Below are 22,865 nucleotides of genomic sequence, written 5' to 3'. Positions count from 1 at the left end.
TCCTGGTCAGCCTTCGTCGATGTAGTACTGACTGGGATTCGTCACGGCGGGATACGGGCACTTGAAGGCGAGCCACATCTTGTCGTCACCCGGCACGTTCTTCAGGCGGTTGGTGACCACCGCGTACGCCTTGGGCGGAAGGCTGATCCCCATGGTCCAGAACTCCTCCTTGGCGATCTCGATGACCTGCCGCATGCCTTCGTACTGCGCCTCGCGATCGGCGTTCCCGACGACCTGCTCCCGATAGATCTTGGCCTGCCGTTGCATCGCCGGTGGTGGCGCCTCCTTGGGGCTTCCACCCTCGTACCACTGTGACCAGAGGCGCGCATAGGACGATCCGCCGGTGGCGAAGAACCAACGCGGATCTGCCACCAGGTCGAGATAGCCGAGCTCGCCGGAGTCGGGAGTGCAGTCGTACTGGTTGGCCTCCAGCCGGGTGCTGACCAGCTCCGCTGCGACGTTGTCGATGCGGAGTTCGATACCGACCTCTTCCCAGGTGGGCTTGATGAACTCCAACGCGTCGACCATCAGCGGATATCTGCTCTGGTTCAGCACCGTGATGATGATCGGTCGCCCGTCCAGGCCGAGCCGCCGACCCTGGCCGTCGACCTCACCGACGCCTGCCTTCTCCAGGTGCTGTCTCGCGCGGGCCAGATCGAACTCGGTGTACTGCTTGCCCATCTCCTTGGCGTCGTAGAACGGCAGCTCCGGGCGCGGCGCCGTCTGCCACGGCTCGCCCTGCTCCAGGTGCACCAGGTCGATGATCTGCTGGCGGTTGATGGCGTGCGACAGCCCGATGCGGAAGTCCTTGTTCTGGTACATCCGCCGCTTGGCCGGATTCTCGTGGGTGAGGTTCAGGCAGATTCCCATGGTGTTCTGGTTGCCATCGTTGATGTCGACCAGTCGGTAGTCGCCGGCCTCCTGGCCGCGCGCCAGCACGGGTCGGTTCTTCGGAGTCGTCACCTCCGACCGCTGGTAGAGGTCGACGTCACCATTGGCCGCCTGCAGGATCAACGGGCCCTGGTCCTGGAAGAAGGTGAAGACCACGCTGTCGAGGTACGGCAGCTGGCTTCCGTCGGGATCAACCTTCCAGTAGTACGGGTTGCGCTCCCACGCCTGCCGATCGCCGTCGCCATGGGGGTTCTTCGGAATCCATCCGGTAAGTACCGGAAGGTCGATGTTGTTGAGCTCGTCGATCCGCTCCAGGAACGTCTCGTTCCAGTTGTCGGGCAGGCCGGAGGTGAACTCCGGGTGGAACTGCTCGAGGTAGTGCTGGGGCAGCAACCGGAACGGCGGGCCGTGGATCGCGAGGTTGTCGAGAAACAAGGCGTTGGGCTGCGCGAAGGTGAACGCCACCGTGACGTCATCCTGCTTCTCCACCACGAGTGGCTTTCCGTTGATGGCGAGCTGCGACGGCGGCACAGGCGTGATCTTCTCGTTGGAGAAGATGTGTTCGTACCAGAAGACCAGATCGTCGGCGGTGAAGGGCTCACCGTCGGACCACTTCATCCCCTCGCGCAGCTTGAAGATGTACTCCGCGCCGCCACCGTTGACCTCGAAGGACTCGGCGACGTTCGGGATGATCTCACTCCAGGTCGGGTCCCAGGTGATGAGGTGGTCGTGGCACACCGTCATCCACGGCCAACTGGGGTCGGTGCTGGCGTCGACCGTACGCCAGGTGCCACCGTAGGTGCCGATCTGGTCGAGGGGTTCGATGACCCGCGGAGTCTTCGGCAACCGTTCGGCGACCGGCGGCAGGTCGCCTGCCTTGACCTTGGCCGCCAGGCTCGGCGCCTCCTTGCCCTTCGTTCCCCCGCCCTTGCCCCCGCCCTGACCGTTCCCGTCCTTGGTATCGGGGTCCATCGACAGCGCGCTGCAACTGGAAAGGAAGCTCGCGCCCACAACCGATGCACCTAGTGTCAGGAACTGCTTGCGTGATATGGCCCGTCTCATGCTGCTCATCTCTCCTGCTTCGGGGTGTTGCGTAGGTCCCTTACACCGTGGGACTCGGGGTGGGGGTGGGATGGTCGAGGTGACTCGACGGGGCGGCCACGCGATCGGCGTCGCCGGACGAAGGCGGAGCGGTGGATGAGCATGGCCACCACTCCTGAATGGTCCATCCCTTCTCGATGGCCACTCTTCTCAGTGGAAGAGATGCTCCGTATTGCGGAACTGGGGTACCGCTGAGGGTACGAGTCGGAAATCGTGAGGTCAATGAACACAGGGGGACTTTTTCTGGCCGGATTCGGGCCCCCGAACGGCTTGACCAACAGTCGCCCTAGGGACGGGATTCGTCAATGAGTTCGTACGCCGGAATCGTCAGGAAGTCGGCGTAGCTCGGCGCCAGAGCGACCTTTTCGAAGAGCTCGCGGGCAGGCGAGAAATTACTGCGATGGAAATTCTCTTCGCCTATCTCTTCGCGTAGGTGGGCACACTCGTCGTCTGCCACCCGCCGGACGAGCTCGGCCGTGACGACCTGCCCATTGTCCAGTGGTGTCGCGTGGTGGATCCACTGCCAGATCTGGGAGCGGGAGATCTCGGCCGTCGCGGCGTCCTCCATCAGGTTGAAGATGGCGACGGCTCCGTTGCCGCCCAACCACGAGGCGAGATACCGCAGCGCCACGGCGACATTGTTCGCAAGCCCTGCCTCAGTGGGGGTCCCGGGCGTCGACCCCACATCGAGGAGGTCCGCCGCCGCTACCTCCACGTCGTCACGACGCCGGTCGAGTTGGTTTTCCCGACTCCCCAACTGCCGGTCGAACACGTCCTTACATATCGGCACCAGGTCCGGATGCGCCACCCAGGATCCGTCGAAGCCGTCATCGGCTTCTCGCTCCTTGTCCGCGCGGACCTTGCCCAGGGCCTGTTCGTTGATTTCCGGATCGCGCCGGTTGGGGATGAAAGCTGCCATTCCTCCCATGGCGAACGCACCACGCCGGTGGCAGGTCGCCACCAGCAACTCGGTGTACGCACGCATGAACGGAGTCGTCATCGTCACCGCGTTCCGGTCGGGGAGAACGAACTCTTGCCCGGCGTCACGGAAATACTTGATGAGGCTGAACAGATAGTCCCACCGACCGGCGTTCAACCCGGACGCGTAGTGTCGGAGCTCATAGAGGATCTCCTCCATCTCGAACGCCGCGGGAATCGTCTCTATCAACACCGTCGCCCGGATGGTGCCGTGCTCGATTCCCAGCAGTTCCTCCGCGACGGCGAACACGTCGGCCCACAACCGGGCTTCGAGGTGGCTCTCCAGCTTGGGCAGATAGAAGTACGGTCCGCTGTCTCGCGCCAGCAACTCGTGCGCGTTGTGGAAGAAGTACAGCCCGAAGTCCACCAGCGCACCCGTCGCCGGCTGACCGTCGAAGGTGAGGTGCCGCTCGTCAAGATGCCAGCCACGCGGTCGTACGACGATGGTCGCGAGCTCGCCGTCCTCGCGTAATGCGTACTGTCTCCCGTCGGGTCCCTCGAACGCGATGCGTCGCCGGACCGCATCGGCGAGATTGACCTGCCCGCTCACCACGTTGGACCAGTGCGGGGTGTTCGAGTCCTCCAGATCCGCGAGCCACACCTGCGCGCCGGCATTGAGCGCGTTGATGGTCATCTTGCGTTCCGTCGGCCCGGTGATCTCGACCCGGCGGTCGCGCAGGTCCTTCGGCGCGGGCGCCACCTGCCAGGCCGGATCGTCGCGGATCTCCTTCGTGTCCGGGAGAAAGTCGAGAGTCCCGGTCTTTGCCACCTCGTCCCGGCGTTGCCTGCGGCGCGCGAGAAGTTCTTCCCGGCGCGCACCGAAACGCTGCTGGAGAGCGCCGACGAACGCCAGCGCCTCCGGGGTCAGCACCTCCTCACTGCGGGGAACCGAGGGACCGGTGACTGACGTGGCCGCGTGGGAAGGCATGCGAAACTCCTTGCTCGTCGGGAGACACACTCCGAAGACGTTGATCGGATTCAGGGCTTGCCGGAGGTGGAGTTCAGCAACTTCGCCGCGTTCTCCCGCGCCCGGTCCGCCGGCGTCTCCCACCGCTCGGCGTCCGGCGTGCGTTCCCAGGCGTCCAGATCCAACAGGCCGAGACCACGGCCGAACCCCGCCTCGTCCGCACGAAGGCCCACCATGAACGCGAGCCACCTGCCGTCCGGGCTCACGTTGGAGTTCGTCGCCTTCCACGTGTGGTCGCCGGGCATGGAGGTCATCCGTACCCGCTGTTGGGAACCGTCGAGCTTGAGCTTCCACAGGTCTCTCGGTGGGAACATCGGCCAGTCGGTGTCGCAGGAGGACTCGAGACAGATGTACTCGTGGTCGGGAAAGATTCCCTCGCACTCGTTGTGCACCATCGGCTCGTCGATGTAGGTGGTGAACTCGCCGGTGTCGAGCCGGCAGCCCTTGACCACGCAGCGCGGGCGCACATCGCCGGCGACTCTGACGTACTCGGCGAACACCACCTCGGTGTCATCGTGGCGGAAGTCCTGTGGTTCCGGGCGCAGCCCGCGCCTGGTCCGGTAGAACACCCGGTCCTCGCCGAGCTCCGGACCGTCGTCGCCGTAGGCGATCTCGGTGACGTGACACTCGGAGACGTCCGGATCACCCAGGCCGGGATCGTTCCTCCCGGTGACGGCGTAGGTGATCAGCGGACTGTTCGTCGAGACGCCGCAGCCTTCGAAGATGCGGCGACCGAGCGGCTTCGGCGGCCGACTCGCGTTCTTGTCCAGCACCCACAGCTCGGACTCGACATGCCGACTGGTGTCGCGATCTGTGAACTGCCGTGGGCCGATCAGCAGATAGTCCCCGTTGGACAGGATCAGGACGCGGAGGAAGGCGTGATGCTCACCAAGACCCTTGGTGAGGTTTCGTACCTGCCCCGAGTCGACGTCGAGTTCGCAGACGTCTCCGTAGTTGGTCTCGATGAAGGCGATCCTGGTTCCATCGGCCGACCAGTAGGGGCGTTCACCGTAGTCCAGCAGCTTGCGGTGCAGCGGCGGTGGATCGTCGAGGACGTGAGCGACGTCGGCTCGTTCGTTGGGCATCTCAGTGGATCCTCTGTCGCAGCAGGTGATAGGGCTGCCTGGCCAGCGAATCCTCGAGACCCGGGGAGATCCAGGCGTCACCGCCCGCGTCGTGGATGGTGAAGTAGTACATGAGCGCGAAGTCGGAGTCGGTGTAGGAACCTGGGACGGTTACCTGATAGCGCGCACCGTTCCAGCGCATCTCCGCGGTCTCGAAGTCCTCGCCCTGGTTGACATGGCGGTAATGGCAGACCACGTGGCCGTCGAACGACGCCTCACTCGGGACGAGATCGATCGCGATGTCCTCGCCACGGGAGAACCCGGCCGGTGCCGGGTGGGTGAAGCGCGGTCGGGCACTTCGCGGCACCGTCAGGTTCGCCTTGACAGGCGTGTTCTTCTCGGCCCTGGCGGTTTCGTGAAGCCGCTCGAGGTTGGCGAGGTCCTCCTCGATGGCCGGCAGCCGGTCGGCCCAGTGGCCGTGTTCTGACCGCAGGTCGCCGAAGGTGAGGTCCGGCCGGTAGACCTCGCGCGTCTCCTCGACGATGCCCGCCCAGACGTCGCGCGCCTGACGGTAGGCGGCCACCGCGTCCCCTAGGTGCTGCGCATCTCGGGTGCGTTCGTAGAGGGAGTAGGCCACACCCGCTCGGGACTTTCCGGCGAAGAACCGGCCGAGCCCGGCCTGCACCTTCACGTCGACCGCCAGCCGGCGGAATACCGGCGCGTCCGGATCCGCGGCCTGACCGGTCGCCGTGGCGAGATTCCGTTCGGCCTCGTCGGCGAGGCCGTCCAGCCACTCAGCGACGTCGAGCGGTGTGTAGCGTCCGTCCCGCCGGCCGGCGATCGCGTCGTCGGCGTACTCGTCCACCCGGTAGAACATGCTCGGGTCGAACGCACTGACACCACCGAATGTCGGCGGTTTCGCCGTGTCCCGCTCGTAGTGGTCGGCATTCGGTCCGCCGGCGATCGGCATGTTGAGATAGATCTCCGGCCAGTAACCGTTGTTGGAGGCACCGAGGCCGTGGACGACTGTGACGAGCGGGAGCACCCGGCTGGCTGGTGCGAGTGCCTGCTCGACCGCGCCGGCCGCGTTTCCGTACTCCGCACGAAGGAACCGGCGCCATTCGTCCGGCTGGGCGTCGGGGTTGTAGAGCAGCCGTCCCCACAGGCGGTAGGTGTAGAGGTACTTCTTCCACACGTCCCGGCCCATGCGCAGACTTCCGTCGGCGTACGGATCCCGCCCACCCTCCTCCCCGGTGTTCTTGCGCCCTTTGAAGGTCAGTGGTTCACACAGCTCGATGCCTCGCGCGCCGGCGAACGTGCCGAGCCGCCCATAACCGGCGGCCAACTCAGGATCGCCCCACAACAACACCTTCTGGGTGCCGGGCCAGATCCTGAACAACAACCCGAGATCGCTGCCCTCGCGGAGGAAGTCGCCATATCCGTACCGGGTGAAGCGCCGCTGGAACGCGGTGATGGCCATCAGCCCACTGCCGGCTTCCTTGGTGGCCCGTTCGCGTTCGCGAATTGTCGTCTGGTGATAGGGAAGCCCCTGGTGTTCGGCCCAGTACTTCGCGGACACGATCACCGGAAGGCCCGTTCCCTGCGCGATGTCGACGAGCGCCTGGTCCACACCCTTCGCGTGCATGTCGAGCTCGATCGGACGTCCGACCTCGCCGACGGCAGTCATGACGGTCTGCCAGAACTCCTCGTGGTTCGGCTCGGGGATTCCCCCTTCGTAGTGGACCCGCATGGTCAGGCCGTCGATGGACGGACATTCGTTCAGCAACTGGCTCAGTGCCGCCGCGCTGTAGGTGGCGTGGTTCTGCGGTGTCACTCCGGTGACCGGGTAGAGCGGGTCCGATCCTTCGCCGTGGTCAAAGGCATGGTTCCAGAGCCCGAGCTGGAAGTGCATTCCACGGCGTTTCGTCTCGTCACTGATGAACCGAAGCGTCTCGAGATTGCGGTCACGTTCGTCGTCGGGCACGTTGCCGGCGCGTACGTCGAATCCGGGAACGTCGAGCAGGAACGGATACGGGAAGCAGAAGTAGTTGTCGGTCGCGGGATGGTGGCCGTAGTTGTACTGCATGCCGAGCGCCAGCTGGAACCGGTTGACCCGGTTGACGGCGAGTTCGGTGAGGTAGTCGGTCCAGAATTCCCGGTCGTAGAACCAGGGCTTGTCCTCGACGTCACTGGTGAAGGTGCGCAGAATGCTCCGGACCGGCGTCGCCGCCTGCTGGGATTCCGGCGTCGTGGCGCGGAGTTCGCCGAGAACGTCGCCAGTGAAACGGGCACGGTCGGCGAGTTCGAGCACGCCGTACGCAAGGCCACGCGCATCCGCACCAGCCACCCCCACCCGGCCTTCGCCTCCGTCCGGCCGACTGAGCGCGAAGGCCTCCGGGCCCGCAGACTGACCGGTGTCACCGGCGCCGGCGACGTTGACCACCAGGTCGGCTTCGGAGTCCGCGTCGGTACGCACGGTGACGCCCGCGCCGGCCAGGACGTCGGCCAGGTGGCTGACCGCCCACCGCACGGGCGGCTCGGTCGCCAGCGGATCGGACGGGTCGAGAACGATGGCGATGGATGAAGAGTCGCCACCACCGGTCGCGGAGCTCATGGATGGTCCTCATTCCTGCCGATCACGGGCCGATCCCGTGGAAGTGGGTTTTCGCATCGTAGAACCTCTCTTCCGCCGGTGGCCACGGCTTCGCCGGTCCACAAACGGCCATCACGCGGCCCGGCCGGACACGCTGGGTGAGACGCGGCCGGCTGGCGGGCATGAGGAGGGCCGTACGCGCAAAGCCGAACGCACCGAGCCGAACACACTGAGCTGTCCGCACCGAACTGTCCGCACCGGGCCGGGCGCACGATGAGCCGGCCCCCACCGCCGAGCGCCGACCTGGAGGTCGACAATGGAGACCCCTCAGCTGATCATCGCGATCATCGCCATCCTGATCGTGGCGGCGATCGCCCTGAAGGTGTTCCGGAAGAAGTGAGAACGTCCCGAGAGTCGGGTCGACAGGCAGGCCCGGGAAATTCGGTGGCGGCCAACTATCGATCTTGATACTCTCCCTGGGCCGTTTTTTGGGTGGCTTTCCTACGCACCACTTCAAAGGATCGCAACGAACCGGATCGCTCGTCCGGGGCGGGACCCTGCTGATTGCCGCCAATCCGATGTTCCCCGCCGATTCACGAGCCGAGGGCGACTCTTCCCATGGTCGAATCCGTCGAACCCCTGTCCCATCACGCCGAAGATCCAGAACTCGACACCGAGCGCGCCTTTCTCGCCACCGCACGCGCCGCGCTCGCCCGCATGCATCACGACGTCCTTCACCGCGAAATACCGCTGATCGGCGGTGAGGACAATGACGAACGTTTCACCAACGAATCCAACCAACGGGCCCACTGGCTCCGGGTACAGGCCCTTGTCGACCTGCCTGATGTGCCGTTGTTCTTCGGCCGCCTGGACTACGAGTCCGGCGCCGTCGAGGAGATGGAGCAGGTCTACATCGGCCGCCGACATGTGCATGACGAACTCGGCACGCCGCTCGTCATCGACTGGCGGGCACCGGTCTCCGTTCCGTTCTATCGGGCGACCCGCAGTGACCGGCAACTCGTCCGGCGGCGGCGCCGTTACGGCTACTCCGACTCCGCGGAGCTGACTGCCTTCGACGACGAGCTCCTCGACGAGGCGGTGGCGGTCACCCCCACCGATGCGTTCCTGCGTGCCGAGATCGAACGACCACGCACCGGGCCGATGCGCGACATCGTGGCCACCATCCAGCCCGAGCAGGACGATCTCGTCCGGGCGCCGTTGCAGCCTTCCCTTTGCGTACAAGGCGCTCCGGGCACCGGCAAGACCGCGGTCGGCCTGCACCGCATCGCGTACCTTCTCTACACCGAAAGGGAACGCCTCGCCCACGGCGGCGGTGTCCTCATCGTCGGGCCGAACCGCTCGTTCCTCTCCTACATCCGCAAGGTGCTTCCCGCGCTCGGCGAGGTCGACGTCAAACAGGCCACGGTCGACGAGGTGCTCGGGCTGGCAGACGATGTCGCACGAGACGACTCGCGCGTCGCGGCGATCAAGGCCGATGCCCGGATGGCGACCGTGCTGCACCGGGCGTTGTGGTCACAGGTCGGTACGCCGACGGAGGGAATCCTGTACGCCAAGGGTTCCCGCCGCTACCGGGTACCCGACTTCGAGGTCCAGGAGATCGTGGCCGCGCTGCGTGGCTCGACCCGCTACGCCTTCGCCAGGAATGCGCTCGCCCAGCGAATCGCGCACGCCGTCCTGGTCCGGATGGAGCAGCGCGGTGAGTCGCCCGACGACCGGGTGCAGAACGCCGTCGCCAGGTCGAAGCCGGTCAAGCAGCTCATCGACGAGATCTGGCCGAGGGTCGTTCCGGAGCAGGTGTTGTTCCGGCTGCTCTCCGACGCCGACTTCCTGGCCTCGGCCGCTGGAAACGATCTCACACCGGACGAGCAGGCCACCCTCCTCTGGCCCAAGCCCGCACGCTCGTGGAAGTCGGCCAGGTGGTCCGATGCCGACGCCGTGCTCCTGGACGAGCTCGCCGACCTCATCGAACGGCGTACCGGCTCCCTCAGTCACCTCGTCGTCGACGAAGCGCAGGACCTGTCGGCGATGCAGCTTCGTGCACTCCGCCGGCGGTGCCGGTCAGGGTCGGCCACCGTGCTCGGCGATCTCGCCCAGGCCACGACACCTTGGGCGGTCGGCTCGTGGCCACAGGTCTTCCAGCACCTCGACATGCCGGACGCCCGACTGACCGAACTCGACCGCGGCTTCCGGGTGCCGGCACAGATCATCGACTTCGCCGCCCGACTGCTCCCCCTCATCGCGCCGACACTCGGCCAGCCGAGAGGCGTCCGTGAGCTTCCGGGCGCACTCCACATCGTCGAGACCGACGACCACGACTTCCTCGACACGCTCGTGGCGACGAGCCACAAGGCGCTCGACGGCGAGGGGTCGGTCGCGGTGATCGCCGCGGACGCCGACGTCGTGACACTGTACGAAGGACTCCTCGCCGCCGGGCTCGCGCCCGCTCTCCTCGGAGCGACCGAGGATGCCATGGAGATGTCACGGCTGGTGTGCGTCCCCGCCCCGCTCGCCAAGGGATTGGAGTTCGACACCGTGGTGGTGGCCGAACCGTCGCGGATCGTCGAGGCGGAGCCGCGCGGCCTTCATCGGCTGTACGTCGTCCTCACCCGTGCGGTCACCAGCCTGCATGTCATCCATGCGACTCCCCTGCCAGCCGCCCTGCGCGAGGTCGTCCCATCCGTATGCACACGCCAGTAGCCAAGGGCGAGTAAGCACGGCCCGTCGCCGGCGTCGCGTCTGCCGCCGTGTCGAGGTCATCGGCGGTTGAGAGGGAGTGGATCGAGATGGGGCCAGGTCCCGTTCAGCTGTGGACCTGTGGTGATCTGGCTCAGGTACGAGGTCCACCGAGACACCACCGGCCTGACAACGCGTGAGTAGTCGTCACCAATGGCGGCGCTGTAGCTGACTGGCACCGATGGGAGTGTGGAATGCTCGACGATGAGCTTGCCCGCGTCATGCGATCTGTGGGATTGGAGCTGGGTGCCAAGCGCATTGACCTGGCGGGCGGCGCGTCCGGCTCCGGGGTGTATCGCGTGCAGATCGACGGAGACGCTGCGGTGCTGAAGGTGACCGCCGCCGGCGAATGGCAGAACAATGCCCGGCGAGAACTCACCTTCTATCAGACGCTGGCCGACCAGGTACCTGTCACGACACCCAGCCTGCTCCGGTACGCCGACAACGATCACTTCACCGCCCTGCTGCTGTCTGCTCACGGTTCTGCGCGACCTGCACCGGAGTGGGACCGGCCAGCATGGCTAGAGGTTGCACGGCAACTAGCGGCCATTCACTCGATCCCGCCGCCCGGCGAGGATCCCTGGATCGATCCACCGGTGCACCGGAAGCTTCCCTACCTACCACCCATCGACGTTGCTGAGGCCTACTGGCCCACCACGGGCGCCGCCGACAGCGTACGACCGCTTCTCGACGAACCAGACCAGCTCGTGGAAGCCCTCCGGGCCATACCGGACTGCTTCGGCCACGGCGACTGCCACGTCGACAACCTCCTGCGCGAAGGCGAGCAGATCGTGTGGGCCGACTGGCAGGTAGCAGGAGTCGGATGTCCTGCCAGCGAGCTGGCGTTCCTTTGGTCACGCGCCAATGCCGATGGCGCCGAGTTGCCGTACGAGGCCATGCTGCGCGAGTACGTCGCACATCGCGAAGTCGATCCCGCTCTGTTTCACCGCGCACTGGTCGCAGCAGAGATCGAGATTCTGCTATTCGCTTGGCCACACTTCGCCGCCTCTCTCACCCAGGAGGAGCGAGACCGCCTCACCCGCCGACTCCTTCAACTCATCCACGACTGGTCCACCACGTGATACACGTGCTGCCCGTGCTGTCCGGTACGGACACGACGGCCGGTAGCGGCCAGGATCTGCCGCACACGTTCCCCGTCCGTGATTTGCTGGCTGGCTCGATGATCGACGGCACTGTCCAGTTCTCACACGCGCGGATGGGATGAGTCGATGGAATCTCCCCACCCACAGCTCAGCAGGCGAGGAGTACTTCGCTCCGCTGGCGCCGGAACTCTCCTCGGGCTCTCGGCCACGGGCTGCGACCTGCTCTCCACCGATCCTTCATCGAACGACAGGAGCAAGGCTGACTCTGACTCCTCCGGTCCACGGCTGCCGGAGGCGCCGAGCCTGACCGAGCAGGTGAAGGCGGGCAAGCTCCCGCCGAGGAAGGACCGGATGCCGGCGAGCCCGCTCGTGGTCGAACCGACCGAGCGTGCAGGCAGCTACGGCGGTACGTGGAACACCTGCATGGGAAACCCCGACGCGAGCTTCATCTACACGGCCATCGGCTATGACGGCCTGGTGCGATGGAACCGCGGGTGGACGGAAGTGATTCCGAACCTCGCCGAATGGGACGCAGGAAAGGACGGACGGGAGTACACCTTCCATCTCAAGCCTGGTACGAGATGGTCCGACGGCGAACCCTGCACCGCTGACGACATCGACTTCGCCTACAACGACGTCATCGGCAATGCCGCGCTCTTTCCGGCGTTCCCGGAGTGGCTCACCGCGGGCGGACGGCCAGCACGGGTCGAGAAGGTGGACGATCGCACCGTGCGTTTCACGTTCACCCAACCCAACGGCGTGTTCCTGAAGCATCTCGCCTCCTCGGCGGGCAACGTGCTCACCGCGTTCCCGAAGCACTACTTCGAGCAGTTCCACAAGGACTACGCCTCCGACGCCGACGCGATCGCCAAGCAGGAAGGGCATCCCCGCTGGAGCGATCTGTTCATGGCGAAGGGTGGCGGCGGGATGACCGACATCGCCTGGTGGCAGAACCCCGACATTCCCACGATCGCCGCGTGGAAGGCCACCGAGCCGTTGGCGGGAAACCTCCGGCTGGTCGCGGAGCGCAACCCGTACTACTGGAAGACCGATCCACAGGACAGCCAACTTCCCTACATCGACAAGGTGGTCGTCCACGTCGTCGCCGATCCCGAGGTCGCCGTGCTGCAGACGACGGAAGGGCGGTACAGCCTGGTCCCGGACGAGTTCGCCGTGGTGCGGGACAAGCCGGTGATCGCGGTCAGCCGGAAGAAGGGCGGCTACCACTTCATCGACGTCCCGCAGTCGAACATGAACGCAGCGACGTTCGTCTTCAACCTCGCGCACAAGGACCCGAACCTGCGGAAGGTCTTCGGGAACAAGGACTTCCGGATCGGCCTGTCGTACGCACTGAACCGTCGGGAGATCATCGACACCGTCCTGCAACGCCAAGGCGATCCCTGGCAGACATCGCCGCTGCGCGGTTCGAAGTTCTACGACGAAGGCCTCGCCAAGCAGTACACCGCGTACGACGTGGGGAAGGCGAACGACCACCTCGACCGGGCCGGATACACCGAGCGGGACAACGAGGGATTCCGGCTGCGCCCGGACGGTGAGCGGCTGGCGTTTACCCTGCAGGTACGCCTGGGCACGATCTCCACGTGGGTCGACATCGCCGAACTCGCCAAGCGCTACTGGGAACGTGTCGGCGTCGAAGCCCGCGTGCAGACCGGCGCGAGTGAGCTCGTCATCGGCCGGGTGGAGGCCAACCAGCACGACGCCGTCATGGACGACGGCTATCCCGGCCTCGATGACGTCCAACTCGACCCGACGTGGTACTTCCCCTCCCACGCCGGCTGCCAGTGGGCGATCCCGTGGGGGACCTGGTACGCCTCACGCGGCAAGGAGGGCGAGGAACCGCCGGCCCAGATCCGCCGCCAGATGGAGCTCTACGACCAGGTGAAGGCGACCTCGGACTCCGATCGGCAGGACGAGTTGTTCCAGCAGATCCTCAGCATCGCGCGCGAGGAGTTCGTCATCATCGGCACGGCGTTGCCGGTCGGCGGTTACAGCGTCGTCAAGAACACTCTGCACAACGTGCCGTCGTCCGTGCCGTGGTCGACGACTTTCCCCTCGCCGGGATGGACAAATCCGGAGCAGTACTACATCGACACCTGAGGGCCTCTGAGGGCCTCTGAGGACACCCGTCGGCGACCGGTGGCCTCAGGGTCACCGCGCCTGCACGGTGATCCGGTCGATGTCCGGGCCATAGCCGCCGACATTGCTGAAGGTGAGAGTGTTCTGTCCGCGTGCCAGGGACAGCCGGAGCGTCTCACCCTGCGGTCGATCCCACCGGTCGTCGTCCGCCCCACCGAGCATGACCTCCTGCACGGGGCCGCCGTTCACCGCCACGCCGACCGCCCGACCGCTCGAACCGTCGACGTAGGAAACCGTGACGTCGTAGGCACCAGCACGCTCTGTCAAGATTCCCTTGACAGTCACCGAAGCGCCCTCGCCGAGGTCGCCGACCTTGAGCCCGCCCGCGCATCCGTCGCACTCGTTGATCTTCGCCGTACCCGCCAGCTCGTTGCCGGCCGCCTCCGCCTCGACCGACAGCGCCGGCACGTTCGGTGTCACCCGCAGGAGTCGACTCCCATGGCCCGGCAGCATCGCGACGTATCCGTCGGCCTGCTGCCCGAGGCCCTTGTCGGCCCACACGTCCCGTACGGCAGCCGGGCCAGCGAAGCCGACGTCGGACCACCGCGCACCGACCACCGCCGGCTTGCGGTCCAGGTTGAACAGCGCGACCGTGTAGCTCCCGTCGGTGTTCTGGACCCTCCACACCTGCTGCAGTGCGTCCGGAACCACCGGGCTCGCGGGCCGTCCCGCCGCGTTGATGGCGAGCACCTCGCGGTTTGTCAGGAGCTTCCTGCCGAGCGCGTCGAGCTTCGTCATGTCGTCGCCGGTGTAGAGCGGTGCGGCCGAGATCGCCCACAGCGTCATGTACGAGTACCGCTCCGCGTCGCTCAGTCCGTCCATCTCACCGTTGCCGACGTTGACGGTGTCGAGGTTGTTCCAGCCCTCCGGCCCGGCATGCTGCACCCACGCAGGCACGTCGTAGAACCGGTTGTCGACGGAGTTGTTCCACGTGACGAGCGTGTCGCAGTAACACTCGACGTCGGTGTCGATCCGCCAGCCGTCGGCGTAGGACTGCCAGTCCTTGATCGCCGCCCGGTCCAGTGACCACGAGAGTTCGAGCTGGATGTCCCTGCCGGTTGCGGCGATCGCGTGGTGCCATGCCCTGATGTCGGGCCGGTTGTCGTAGTTGGGCCCGGACTTGAACGAACCCGGTCCCACACCGTCGATCTTCAGCAGGGCGTAGCCCCAGTCGGCGATCATGGCCGCCTGGGAGTCGACGTAGGCCTGTGCACATGGCTGGCCGAAGTCGATCTTGTAGGAGGAGTCCCAGCCGTTCGTCGTGCGCAGGTCGGGGTAGACGATGTCGTGCGTACTGCACTCCGGCGCACCGGCGATCGGCAGATCGCCCTTGTCGTACGAGCCTTTCTCCAACCCCACCGCGAGATAGATTCCCGCCTTGAGGCCCAGCTTGTGGATCTCGTCGGCGACGTACTTCATCCCGTGCGGGAACCTCTCGGGGTTGGGCGTCTGCCGGCCGTGTGCGTCGAAGCCGCCCTGCCAGTCCCAGGTCGCCGTCCAGCCGGAGTCGATGTTGACGTACTCATAGCCGTACGGCTTCAGGTGTTTCGCCATCGCGCGCGCCTGGGTGAGGACGTTCTCCTCGTGCAGCCAGCTCGCCGGGCCGCGCGGGTTGAGGCCGGGATAGTTGCTGGACTGCATGCTCCAACTGGACCAGCCGCGGTACGGCGGTTCGACCACGGCGGCTCCCGTCGGCGCAGTGACGATCTCCCGGGTGGGCGTCGCCTCGTCACCGCGCGGCTGCCTGCGGGTGGTGTCGGTCGTGGAGTCCTCAGTGGTCGGTACGCCGAACACTCCTCCGGCCAACAGGGTCGCGGCCGCGGCAAGGGTGCTGCCGGCCGTCATCACGCGCCTCATCCGGTAGGTCACGCCTCGCATCCTGGCCGATTAATTTCCGTGGTCAAGAATGTGGCGGTGGCCGCTTCCGTCCAGGTCGTCACCCGGCTGGTCGGGGACGTACGCCGACCTTGGTCGCGCAGACCACCGCGACCGTCTGCCGAGGGTGCGCGGTCACCGGCCGGTCGTGGGCTGGCGGAGGGCGGCCTCCACCGTACGACGCGCGTCGTGCAACCACAGCTGAAGTGTCGCGAGGTCGGTCACGTCGGACGGGCCGGCCAACGCGAGGGCGACCCGGTGCTCCCCTTCGACCTCGACGGGTATGGCCGCGCCCATCCATCCGCGCCGGAACCACCCGGTGAGCACGATCACGTCGTGCGCGACGTTCTTCGCGGCGAGGTCGAGCACCTCCTCCTCGGTCGCCGGCACGACACCCTTCTCCCCGTCCCAGCCGTACCGCTGTCGCGATCCGCGCAGGATCGCGAGCGCTTCCTCGCGGGGGAGGTCCACGAGGAGCCGGAGTCCCGGTGCCGAGAGGTGGATCGGGTAGTCCGACCACCAGAAGTCGATGGTGTCCCCGTGTTCAGTCGTCCGCAGGAAGTAGATCATCTGGCCCCGCCACAGCATGCCGAGCGACGGGCTGAGCCCTCCGCAGCTGGCGGCGATCTGCTTCATCGCCGCACGCGGCTTCCGGATGAGCGGAAACTGCGACGTCGCCGAGGCCAGCGAGAGGACGCCGAAGTCGGGGGCGAAACCCTTGGCGGTCTTGCGTACGTACCCCACCTCGGTCAGGGTGGCGAGGATGCGGGAGATCGAGCTCTGATGGAGGCCGAGCCGGCGGGCGATCTCGGTGCCCGTCACCGGCTCGCTCTCGTCGACCAGCACCCGCAGCACCTCGAGCCCGCGCGCCAGGGCCTGGTTCTGCGACGAGCCGGTGACCTCCTCACGCATACCCAGAGCTTAGTACTCGTCACGTGCATGCCCTTGCCGTCCCGGCTCTTGGAGGAAGGGCACCCTCGTCCAATGCCGCGCTGGAGGAGAGGCACCCTCATCCAATGCCAAGGCCAGCGGCCGGCTCAACGTGGTTCGGCGTAGACCCGGACGGCAACCACGTGCGCCCGGGGCGCGCCGTTGGTGGACTCGATCACGACCCGCAGCCGCCGCGCCGTGACGGCCGTGTCGAGCTGGTGCACCCGGTGCCGGCGGCGGTTGTCCTGCACGTCGACGAGCGTGGTCCAATCCCCGTCGACCTCGGCCTGGATCTGGTAATTGCGTACCAACCCGGGCATGACGTCGTAGGGCGTGCGATGGTGGTGAAGGTTGATGAGATCCTCCTCCACCTCGTCGTCGAGGATCAGCGCGACCTCGCGGAACGTCGCCGGGGCGTCCCAGGCGAGCTCCACCCACGGCTGCTCGTCCCATGCCAGTGGTTCCGACGCCCACATCTGCGGGCCGCCGTACGGTCGCGCATACCCGCCGATCACGTGCCGCGCGTCGAACGCGTCCGTCGCCCTGCCGAGGCGGTAGCACACGCTCGCCCGGTGCAGGATGTGCTTCCACTCCCGCCACTGCTCGGTGTAGATCTCGCCCGGCGGAGGCGTGCGGTGGCGGAAGAACAACGTCCCAGGCTCGGCCGAATCGCTGCAGTGCAAGGCGACGTGGCGATTCTCCCGCACCACCACGAAGGCGTTCTGCGGGTGGCCAGGTGTCCAGTCGAACGTGAGTGTCACCCACTGTTTCTGGCCCGCCGGCACGGACGTGGTCGCCGTCTCCACAAGTTCGGTGGGAATGTAGTTCTGCGGATTGCCGGTGTGGTGCACCTCGAGGGTCAGCTCCGTGTCGGAGTCGGCGTCGACCAGCAGCTCGAGCGAGCCGAGGCCAGGATCCGCCGGCAGCACCATGCCGACATGGGTGTCGAGAGCGAGCGTGCTGGCCGAAGTCTCGACCGCCAGGTTCCGCAGCGTCGACGACGCACTGGCGCGGGCGGCCAACGCGAGGTCCGCGGGGTCGGTGTTCTCCACGCCGAGCAGGGAGGCGTCCGATCTCACCATCGCCCTGTGCACCAAGGCGATCTGCTGGGTCGCCAGCTCCCGCGGCGAGGTGCCACGCTGCGTGGCCAGGGCCGCCGCCGTCCCGGCCGCCTCGCCGACGACCGCACACGTCGCCATCACCCGGGTGCTGCCGAAGGCCACGTGGCTACAGCTGATGTTGCGGCCGGCCATCCACATGTTCGTGACGTTGCGCGAATACAGGGTCCGTAGGGGAATGTGGTAATTGCCGTCCGCGTGCCAGTGGCGCGATCCCCGTTCGGTCGCGTACATCCCGCCGGGAGGATGCAGGTCGATCGACCAACCACCGAATGCCACGCGGTCGGGAAAGAACTCCTGGCCCAACACGTCGTGCTGTGTCATCGTGTGGTCGCCGACGAACCTGCGGTACTCCCGCTTTCCTGGGACCGCACCGATCCATTCCAGCGTGAGAGTGTCGGCGTCGAACTTGCCGGAGTTCTTGATGTGGTCCCAGATGCCGTAGATCGCCGCCTGCAACTCGTCGCGGATCTCCTCGTTGTCGTGGACGACGTCCTTTTCCCCACCCCATTCGATCCACCAGTAGGCACACCCGTTGAGGTCGGTCCGAATGATGCGCCGCTCCGGGATCGACGTCGTGGTGATGTCACGGGCGAACTTCGGCGGTACGTACTTCACCGGCTGCCCGACATCCTTGGTGTAGAAGAGAATCGTGCTGCCCAACGTGGAGTCGTCCGCGTCCTCGGGGGCCCACGACTCGTCGTACTCACTGCGGGACTCGCACCCCGTGCGGTACCACGCGCCGGCCAGGAACCCGACGAAACCGTCGCCTGTGCAGTCGATGAAGGTCGGACTCGTGAACCGGATCTCCCGTTCCGACCCCATCATCCAGCCGGTGACCGCACGGATGACCCGTGTGTCGTCGGGACCGTCGGACTCGACCGAGCGCACGTCGGTGTTGAGAAAGAGCGTGATGTTCGGTTCGTCGCGGACCGCTTCGAGGACGACCAGATCCCAGTAGTACGGATTCCCGTCGAGGTTGCGGAACTGGTTCTCCACGAACATCTCGCCGATGATGCCGGTCTCGCGGGCGTAGCGGTGCGAGCCGTGACCGGTGGCGCCGCAGACCCAGACCCGCACCTCGCTGGAGGAGTTTCCACCGAGTACGGGACGGTTCTGGACGAGGGCCACACTGGCGCCCTGGCGGGCGGCCGCGATCGCCGCACAGCAACCGGCAAGGCCGCCGCCGATGACGGTCAGGTCCGCGGAGAATTCTTCGTGACGCATGCGGTGATCACTCCGATCAGGTCGCGGGTGTCAGGCAATGCGGTGTCAGGCAATGAAGTACTGCTCCGGGTTCGTGGGGCCGGGGCTGGGATAGACCCACGAGTTCGGCATCTCCTCGGGAACGTTTCGGACCCGGTTCGCGACGGTCGCGTACTCCTCGGGCTGGAGGTTGATCCCGATCGTGTAGAACTCGTCCCGGGTGATGGCGAGGATCTCCTTCATGAGCGAGGTGCGCTTCCCGCCGTCGGCCTCCGCCCGCAGCTGGTCCCAGAGCTCCAACTGCCGCTTCGTCGCCGCCGGTGGTTCTTCGCCGTTCTCGCCACCGCTGAGATACCAGTCCCACCAGGCGCGGCCGAAGTACGTCGCACCCGCGCTGACCGGCAGGTAGTAGTAGGGGTTGAGGTAGATGTCGTTCCAGCCACCGGCACCCTGCCACACCGCAGCCTCGTGTTGCTGCGCCTCTCCGGTGCGTACGTCGAAGAGGGCGCGGTCCTCGCCTTTGATCCTGATGTCGAGGCCCACTTCTTTGGCGTGGCCTCTGATGAGTTCCAGCACACTGGGGAATTCGGGCCAGATCGCCGTCGCGAACTCGATCGTGATGCTGAGGCGCTTTCCGTCGGGACGCAGCCGGAATCCCTCGGAGTCCTTCTCCGCCAGGACGCGGTCGAGATGTTCGGCGGCGAGACCCGTGTCGTACTCCGTGTACTGCTTGGCATGCTCCTCGTCGTAGAACTCCGACTCCGGCCGCGGTGCCGCCTGGTACGGCTCACCCTGCTTCTGGTACGCCGCATCGATGATCTCCTGGCGGTTGATCGCATGGGAGAGTCCGATCCGGAAGTCCTTGTTCCGGAAGATCTCGCGCAGGACCGGATCCTTGTGGGTGAGGTTCAGGCACACCACCATGGTGTTCATGTTGGACGGAACGGCCTGGGCGAAGCGGAAGTCGCCCTGTTCTCTTCTTTTGGCCAGCACGGGCTTGTTGGCCAGTGTGTTGCTCGGACGGAGCTGGAAGTCGTTGTAACCGGCGAGGACCTGCGTGAGGATGACCTCCGGATCGGAGATGACCGCGTAGACAACCTTGTCGATGTACGGCAACTGCCGCCCGTCGGGATCGGTCTTCCAGTAGTACGGATTCCGCTCCAGGATGACGCGCGCGCCGTCGCCGACACCGTTGCTGATCTTCCAGGCGAAGAGTGTCGGCAGATCGGCGTTCACCCAGATGTCGGTCTTCGCGAAGAACAGTTCCGTCCAGCTCGCGAACTTCTCCTTCTTCGCCAGGGATTCCGCATCCGGGTTGTACTTCTTGTGGAACTGCTTGAGATAGCGTGCCGGCTTGGTGACGAACTGCTGGCCCACCGTCGAGGCGTGTTCCTGCAGGAACAGCCCGTGCGGGTTGTCGAAGCTGAACCGGACCGTCTGCGGGTCGAGCGCCTCCGCCGTCACCGGGTTCGCCGCTGCGGCGGGAAACAGGTCCCGGTTGTTGAAGATGTCGTTCTGCGCGAAGGCGATGTCCTCGGCGGTGAACGGATCGCCGTTGGACCAGCGCATTCCGGCCCGTAGGTGGAAGGTGAACTGCTTCGCGTCGGGCGTGACGTCGACCGACTCGGCGATGTTGGGGATCGGCTCCGGTTCCCAGTCCGGGCTCCACCGCATCAGGTAGTCATATCCCACGACCCGGTTGAGCTGGATCGCCTCGGCGGCCCCCAGAATCGCGCTGTGCAACTCGCCGCCGTACGTCCCCACCTCGTCGACGGGCGTGACCGTGAGCGGCACCTTCGGAAGCCGTTCGGCCAGCTTCGGGAGCTTCCCGGCCTTGACCAGGTCAGCCAGCATCGGCGACTCCTTGGCGCCGGGCCGACCGCGGTTGCGACCGGCGTCCCGTCCCCCACCGGGGTCCGTGGAGAGCAGGTCGCAGCCGGGCAGGGACGCGGCGGCCAGCGTCACGAAGGCGGTTGTCGTCAGGAAACGCCGCCTCGTGGAGGCACCAGGGTTGTTGCCGTCCGGTCTCATCTGGTCCTCCTGGTCGAGCGCCCGGCACTCGTGGCCGCCTGTCGAGATCGTGGAGTTGCTTACCCGCTATACGCATACTCGCGTCACAGCATGCACGTCCTGGCGGTGCTGGTCACCAGGCGGGAAGTGGCCAGCACCGGCAGTCCAGCTGTGGATCGGGTCAGCGAAGCACCGAACCCCTCGCCCGCCATGCGCGCGGCGACATGCCTGTCACGTCCTTGAACTGGCGGCTGAACAGGAACACGTCCGGGTAGCCCAGCTCCCGCGCGACCATCCCGACCGGGTCACTCGACTCGTCCAGGCGCAGCATCGCGGCCTGGATCCGACGCCTGACCAGCCACGACCGCGGCGCGAGCCCGAACGTCTGGCGAAACCGGCGGACGAAGTAGTCCTCGCTGAGCCCGACCACGGCCGCGAGGTCCTCCGCGCTCAGGCGCTCCGCCGGACGGGCATCGACGTAGGACTCCACCGCCGCACGGTCCTCATCGTCGAGCGGGGGCGTACGCCGGTGCCGCGCCGCCGCCCGGAAGACGTCGGAGAAGAGGACGACCAGCAACGCCCGCAGCCGCTCCGCACGGAACGCGAGGGCACCGGAAAGCTCGACGACCAGGGCATCGAACGTCGTACGCACCTGCCAGGCGCCCGGCACCACCAGGTGTCCACCCGGGCAGCCGGCGGTGTCGCTCGCCACCCGGAGGCGGTACAACGTGAGGCCGGCATCCCCGGCTGCATGCAACTGGAAAGGCGTCGCCGGAGTCACCCAGAAGAACGACCCCGCGGCCAAGGACACCCCCGTGCCCGCTACCTCGCCGCCCGCCGATCCCGCCACGACAAGGTAGACGAGGTGTTCGGGCAGGCCACACGGGAAATCGAGCGCCCAGGTGCCTGGCAGCCGGTCGTAACCGAAGAGCGTGCCGACCACCTGGTCGCCCTCGGTCCGCATCAGATCGAGCCAGTCCTGCTGCCAGCGCGACACCACGCGGCCGATTCTCACACACCGACCCAGTGCAAAAGTTCCGACGAACCGGGGCATGGAGCCCGTGCCACCCACGCGGGACGATCGGCCTATGACGACGACCACGACGCCGGCCGCGGGGCACGCCACCGAGCACGCCGCCGCCACGCTGAGCCGCGACGAGGTACGGCAGTTCCACGAACTCGGCTACCTGGGCCCGTACACCGCGATGCCGGTGGACCGGATGACCGACCTCCGGCGGCGGATCGAGGACGAGGTGCTGCCGACGCCCGGCCGCAACCCGAAGAACCCACTCCAGGCCAGGCACCTCGACCACCGGTTCCTCCACGACGTGATCGCGGCGCCGGAGATCGTCGGCAGGCTCCGCGGCATGATCGGTGCGGACATCGTGGTCTGGGCGAGCTACTTCTTCACCAAGGACCCTGGTGGCAAGGAGATCCCCTGGCACCAGGACGCGAACTTCTGGCCGATCGAGCCACCGCTGAACATCTCCATCTGGATGGCGGTCGACGAGGTGACGACCGAGAACTCCTGCGTGCAGATCATCCCCGGTTCACACCGCACCGTCGTACGACATCTGCCGGCGCGTGAAGGAATGGCGTTCGGGCAGGAAGCCGACCCCGCCGCCGTCGACACGTCCGCGGCCGTCGACATGGTGCTGCGTCCCGGCGAGTTCTTCATCTTCAACGAACGCCTGCTGCACCACTCGCACAAGAACACCTCCGACCGGCGCCGGATGGGGCTGTCGGCGAGGTACACCGTGCCGTTCGTCGCCCTCCTCGACCAGGATGCGCCACCACTCTTCCCCGGCCACGCGTGCGTCGTGGTCAGCGGCGAGGACACCTTCGGCCTGAACCGCACCACGAGCCCACCCCCGCCCACCCGGTAGCCGGCCAGCGGAGGCGCGTCGCTATCCGACACCGGTGACCGCATCGCTCTTCCCGGCGTACCCGTCATGCGCTGGCAAATCCGCCGGCGTCGAAGGCCGCCCGAACGGGCCGTTGGGCACAGGTTACTCGCGCTTGTCTGAGCGCGCGGCGGCGATCTTGGCTGCCCGCAGCAGCGACTCCTCGATGTACACCGTGGCCTTCTTACGCGCCATGACGCCATCTTGACAGAAG

At 66.5% G+C, this 22,865-nt stretch carries 13 protein-coding genes; 4 read left to right on the top strand and 9 right to left on the bottom strand.

The window, feature by feature from the left end:
* Nucleotides 1–6: 6 nt before the first annotated feature.
* From ABNF93_RS27770 to ABNF93_RS27755, 4 genes are all read right to left on the bottom strand, one after another.
* Nucleotides 7–1,863 (bottom strand): ABC transporter substrate-binding protein, encoded by a 1,857-nt coding sequence (locus ABNF93_RS27770; protein WP_349331156.1) that lies wholly within the window; start codon nt 1,861–1,863, stop codon nt 7–9.
* Between the two features lie 415 nt (nt 1,864–2,278).
* The gene (aceB, locus tag ABNF93_RS27765) at nt 2,279–3,898 is read right to left on the bottom strand and encodes a malate synthase A (protein ID WP_349331155.1); all 1,620 of its coding nucleotides are present in this window, start codon (nt 3,896–3,898) and stop codon (nt 2,279–2,281) included.
* A gap of 50 nt (nt 3,899–3,948) precedes the next feature.
* Nucleotides 3,949–5,022 (bottom strand): TolB-like translocation protein, encoded by a 1,074-nt coding sequence (locus ABNF93_RS27760; RefSeq protein WP_349331154.1) that lies wholly within the window; start codon nt 5,020–5,022, stop codon nt 3,949–3,951.
* 1 nt (nt 5,023) lies between these two features.
* A complete protein-coding gene (locus ABNF93_RS27755) occupies nt 5,024–7,615 on the bottom strand; it encodes a hypothetical protein (protein WP_349331153.1) in 2,592 nt (863 codons plus the stop codon).
* A 597-nt stretch (nt 7,616–8,212) separates the two neighbouring features.
* Between ABNF93_RS27755 and ABNF93_RS27750 the strand changes: the two genes are divergently transcribed.
* From ABNF93_RS27750 to ABNF93_RS27740, 3 genes are all read left to right on the top strand, one after another.
* A complete protein-coding gene (locus tag ABNF93_RS27750) occupies nt 8,213–10,312 on the top strand; it encodes a HelD family protein (protein ID WP_349331152.1) in 2,100 nt (699 codons plus the stop codon).
* A 230-nt stretch (nt 10,313–10,542) separates the two neighbouring features.
* On the top strand, nt 10,543–11,430 hold the full coding sequence (locus ABNF93_RS27745; protein ID WP_349331151.1) for an aminoglycoside phosphotransferase family protein: 888 nt from the start codon (nt 10,543–10,545) through the stop codon (nt 11,428–11,430).
* Nucleotides 11,431–11,577: 147 nt separating this feature from the next.
* On the top strand, nt 11,578–13,569 hold the full coding sequence (locus ABNF93_RS27740) for an ABC transporter substrate-binding protein (RefSeq protein WP_349331150.1): 1,992 nt from the start codon (nt 11,578–11,580) through the stop codon (nt 13,567–13,569).
* Nucleotides 13,570–13,620: 51 nt separating this feature from the next.
* On the opposite strand, the gene ABNF93_RS27735 is transcribed toward ABNF93_RS27740, so the two are convergent.
* The 5 genes from ABNF93_RS27735 to ABNF93_RS27715 form a co-directional block, all read right to left on the bottom strand.
* The gene (locus ABNF93_RS27735; protein WP_349331149.1) at nt 13,621–15,477 is read right to left on the bottom strand and encodes an alpha-galactosidase D; all 1,857 of its coding nucleotides are present in this window, start codon (nt 15,475–15,477) and stop codon (nt 13,621–13,623) included.
* Nucleotides 15,478–15,618: 141 nt separating this feature from the next.
* Nucleotides 15,619–16,395: an IclR family transcriptional regulator gene (locus ABNF93_RS27730; RefSeq protein WP_349331148.1), complete on the bottom strand. Its 777-nt coding sequence runs from the start codon at nt 16,393–16,395 to the stop codon at nt 15,619–15,621.
* 125 nt (nt 16,396–16,520) lie between these two features.
* Nucleotides 16,521–18,758, bottom strand: a complete 2,238-nt coding sequence (locus ABNF93_RS27725) for an FAD-dependent oxidoreductase (RefSeq protein WP_349331147.1) — start codon at nt 18,756–18,758, stop codon at nt 16,521–16,523.
* A gap of 45 nt (nt 18,759–18,803) precedes the next feature.
* Complete coding sequence (locus tag ABNF93_RS27720; protein ID WP_349331146.1) at nt 18,804–20,768, bottom strand: ABC transporter substrate-binding protein; 1,965 nt, start codon at nt 20,766–20,768, stop codon at nt 18,804–18,806.
* A gap of 160 nt (nt 20,769–20,928) precedes the next feature.
* Nucleotides 20,929–21,747 (bottom strand): helix-turn-helix domain-containing protein, encoded by an 819-nt coding sequence (locus ABNF93_RS27715; protein WP_349331145.1) that lies wholly within the window; start codon nt 21,745–21,747, stop codon nt 20,929–20,931.
* Nucleotides 21,748–21,835: 88 nt separating this feature from the next.
* Here ABNF93_RS27715 and ABNF93_RS27710 point away from each other — a divergent pair, with 88 nt between their 5' ends.
* A complete protein-coding gene (locus tag ABNF93_RS27710) occupies nt 21,836–22,633 on the top strand; it encodes a phytanoyl-CoA dioxygenase family protein (protein ID WP_349331144.1) in 798 nt (265 codons plus the stop codon).
* Nucleotides 22,634–22,865 lie beyond the last annotated feature (232 nt).

Origin of the sequence: Actinopolymorpha sp. B9G3 (genome assembly GCF_040120725.1) — a bacterium.
Taxonomy (GTDB): Bacteria; Actinomycetota; Actinomycetes; order Propionibacteriales; family Actinopolymorphaceae; genus Thermasporomyces.
The sequence above is the reverse complement of the archived record's forward strand: the minus strand, read 5'-3'. Positions and strand labels throughout refer to the sequence as shown.

Coding starts and splice junctions, on each gene's coding strand:
- ABNF93_RS27760 (WP_349331154.1), bottom strand. CDS start 5,022: ATGCCCAACGAACGAGCCGACGTCGCTCACGTCCTCGACGATCCACCG.
- ABNF93_RS27750 (WP_349331152.1), top strand. CDS start 8,213: ATGGTCGAATCCGTCGAACCCCTGTCCCATCACGCCGAAGATCCAGAA.
- ABNF93_RS27770 (WP_349331156.1), bottom strand. CDS start 1,863: ATGGACCCCGATACCAAGGACGGGAACGGTCAGGGCGGGGGCAAGGGC.
- ABNF93_RS27755 (WP_349331153.1), bottom strand. CDS start 7,615: ATGAGCTCCGCGACCGGTGGTGGCGACTCTTCATCCATCGCCATCGTT.
- ABNF93_RS27725 (WP_349331147.1), bottom strand. CDS start 18,758: ATGCGTCACGAAGAATTCTCCGCGGACCTGACCGTCATCGGCGGCGGC.
- ABNF93_RS27730 (WP_349331148.1), bottom strand. CDS start 16,395: ATGCGTGAGGAGGTCACCGGCTCGTCGCAGAACCAGGCCCTGGCGCGC.
- ABNF93_RS27740 (WP_349331150.1), top strand. CDS start 11,578: ATGGAATCTCCCCACCCACAGCTCAGCAGGCGAGGAGTACTTCGCTCC.
- ABNF93_RS27720 (WP_349331146.1), bottom strand. CDS start 20,768: ATGAGACCGGACGGCAACAACCCTGGTGCCTCCACGAGGCGGCGTTTC.
- aceB (WP_349331155.1), bottom strand. CDS start 3,898: ATGCCTTCCCACGCGGCCACGTCAGTCACCGGTCCCTCGGTTCCCCGC.
- ABNF93_RS27745 (WP_349331151.1), top strand. CDS start 10,543: ATGCTCGACGATGAGCTTGCCCGCGTCATGCGATCTGTGGGATTGGAG.
- ABNF93_RS27710 (WP_349331144.1), top strand. CDS start 21,836: ATGACGACGACCACGACGCCGGCCGCGGGGCACGCCACCGAGCACGCC.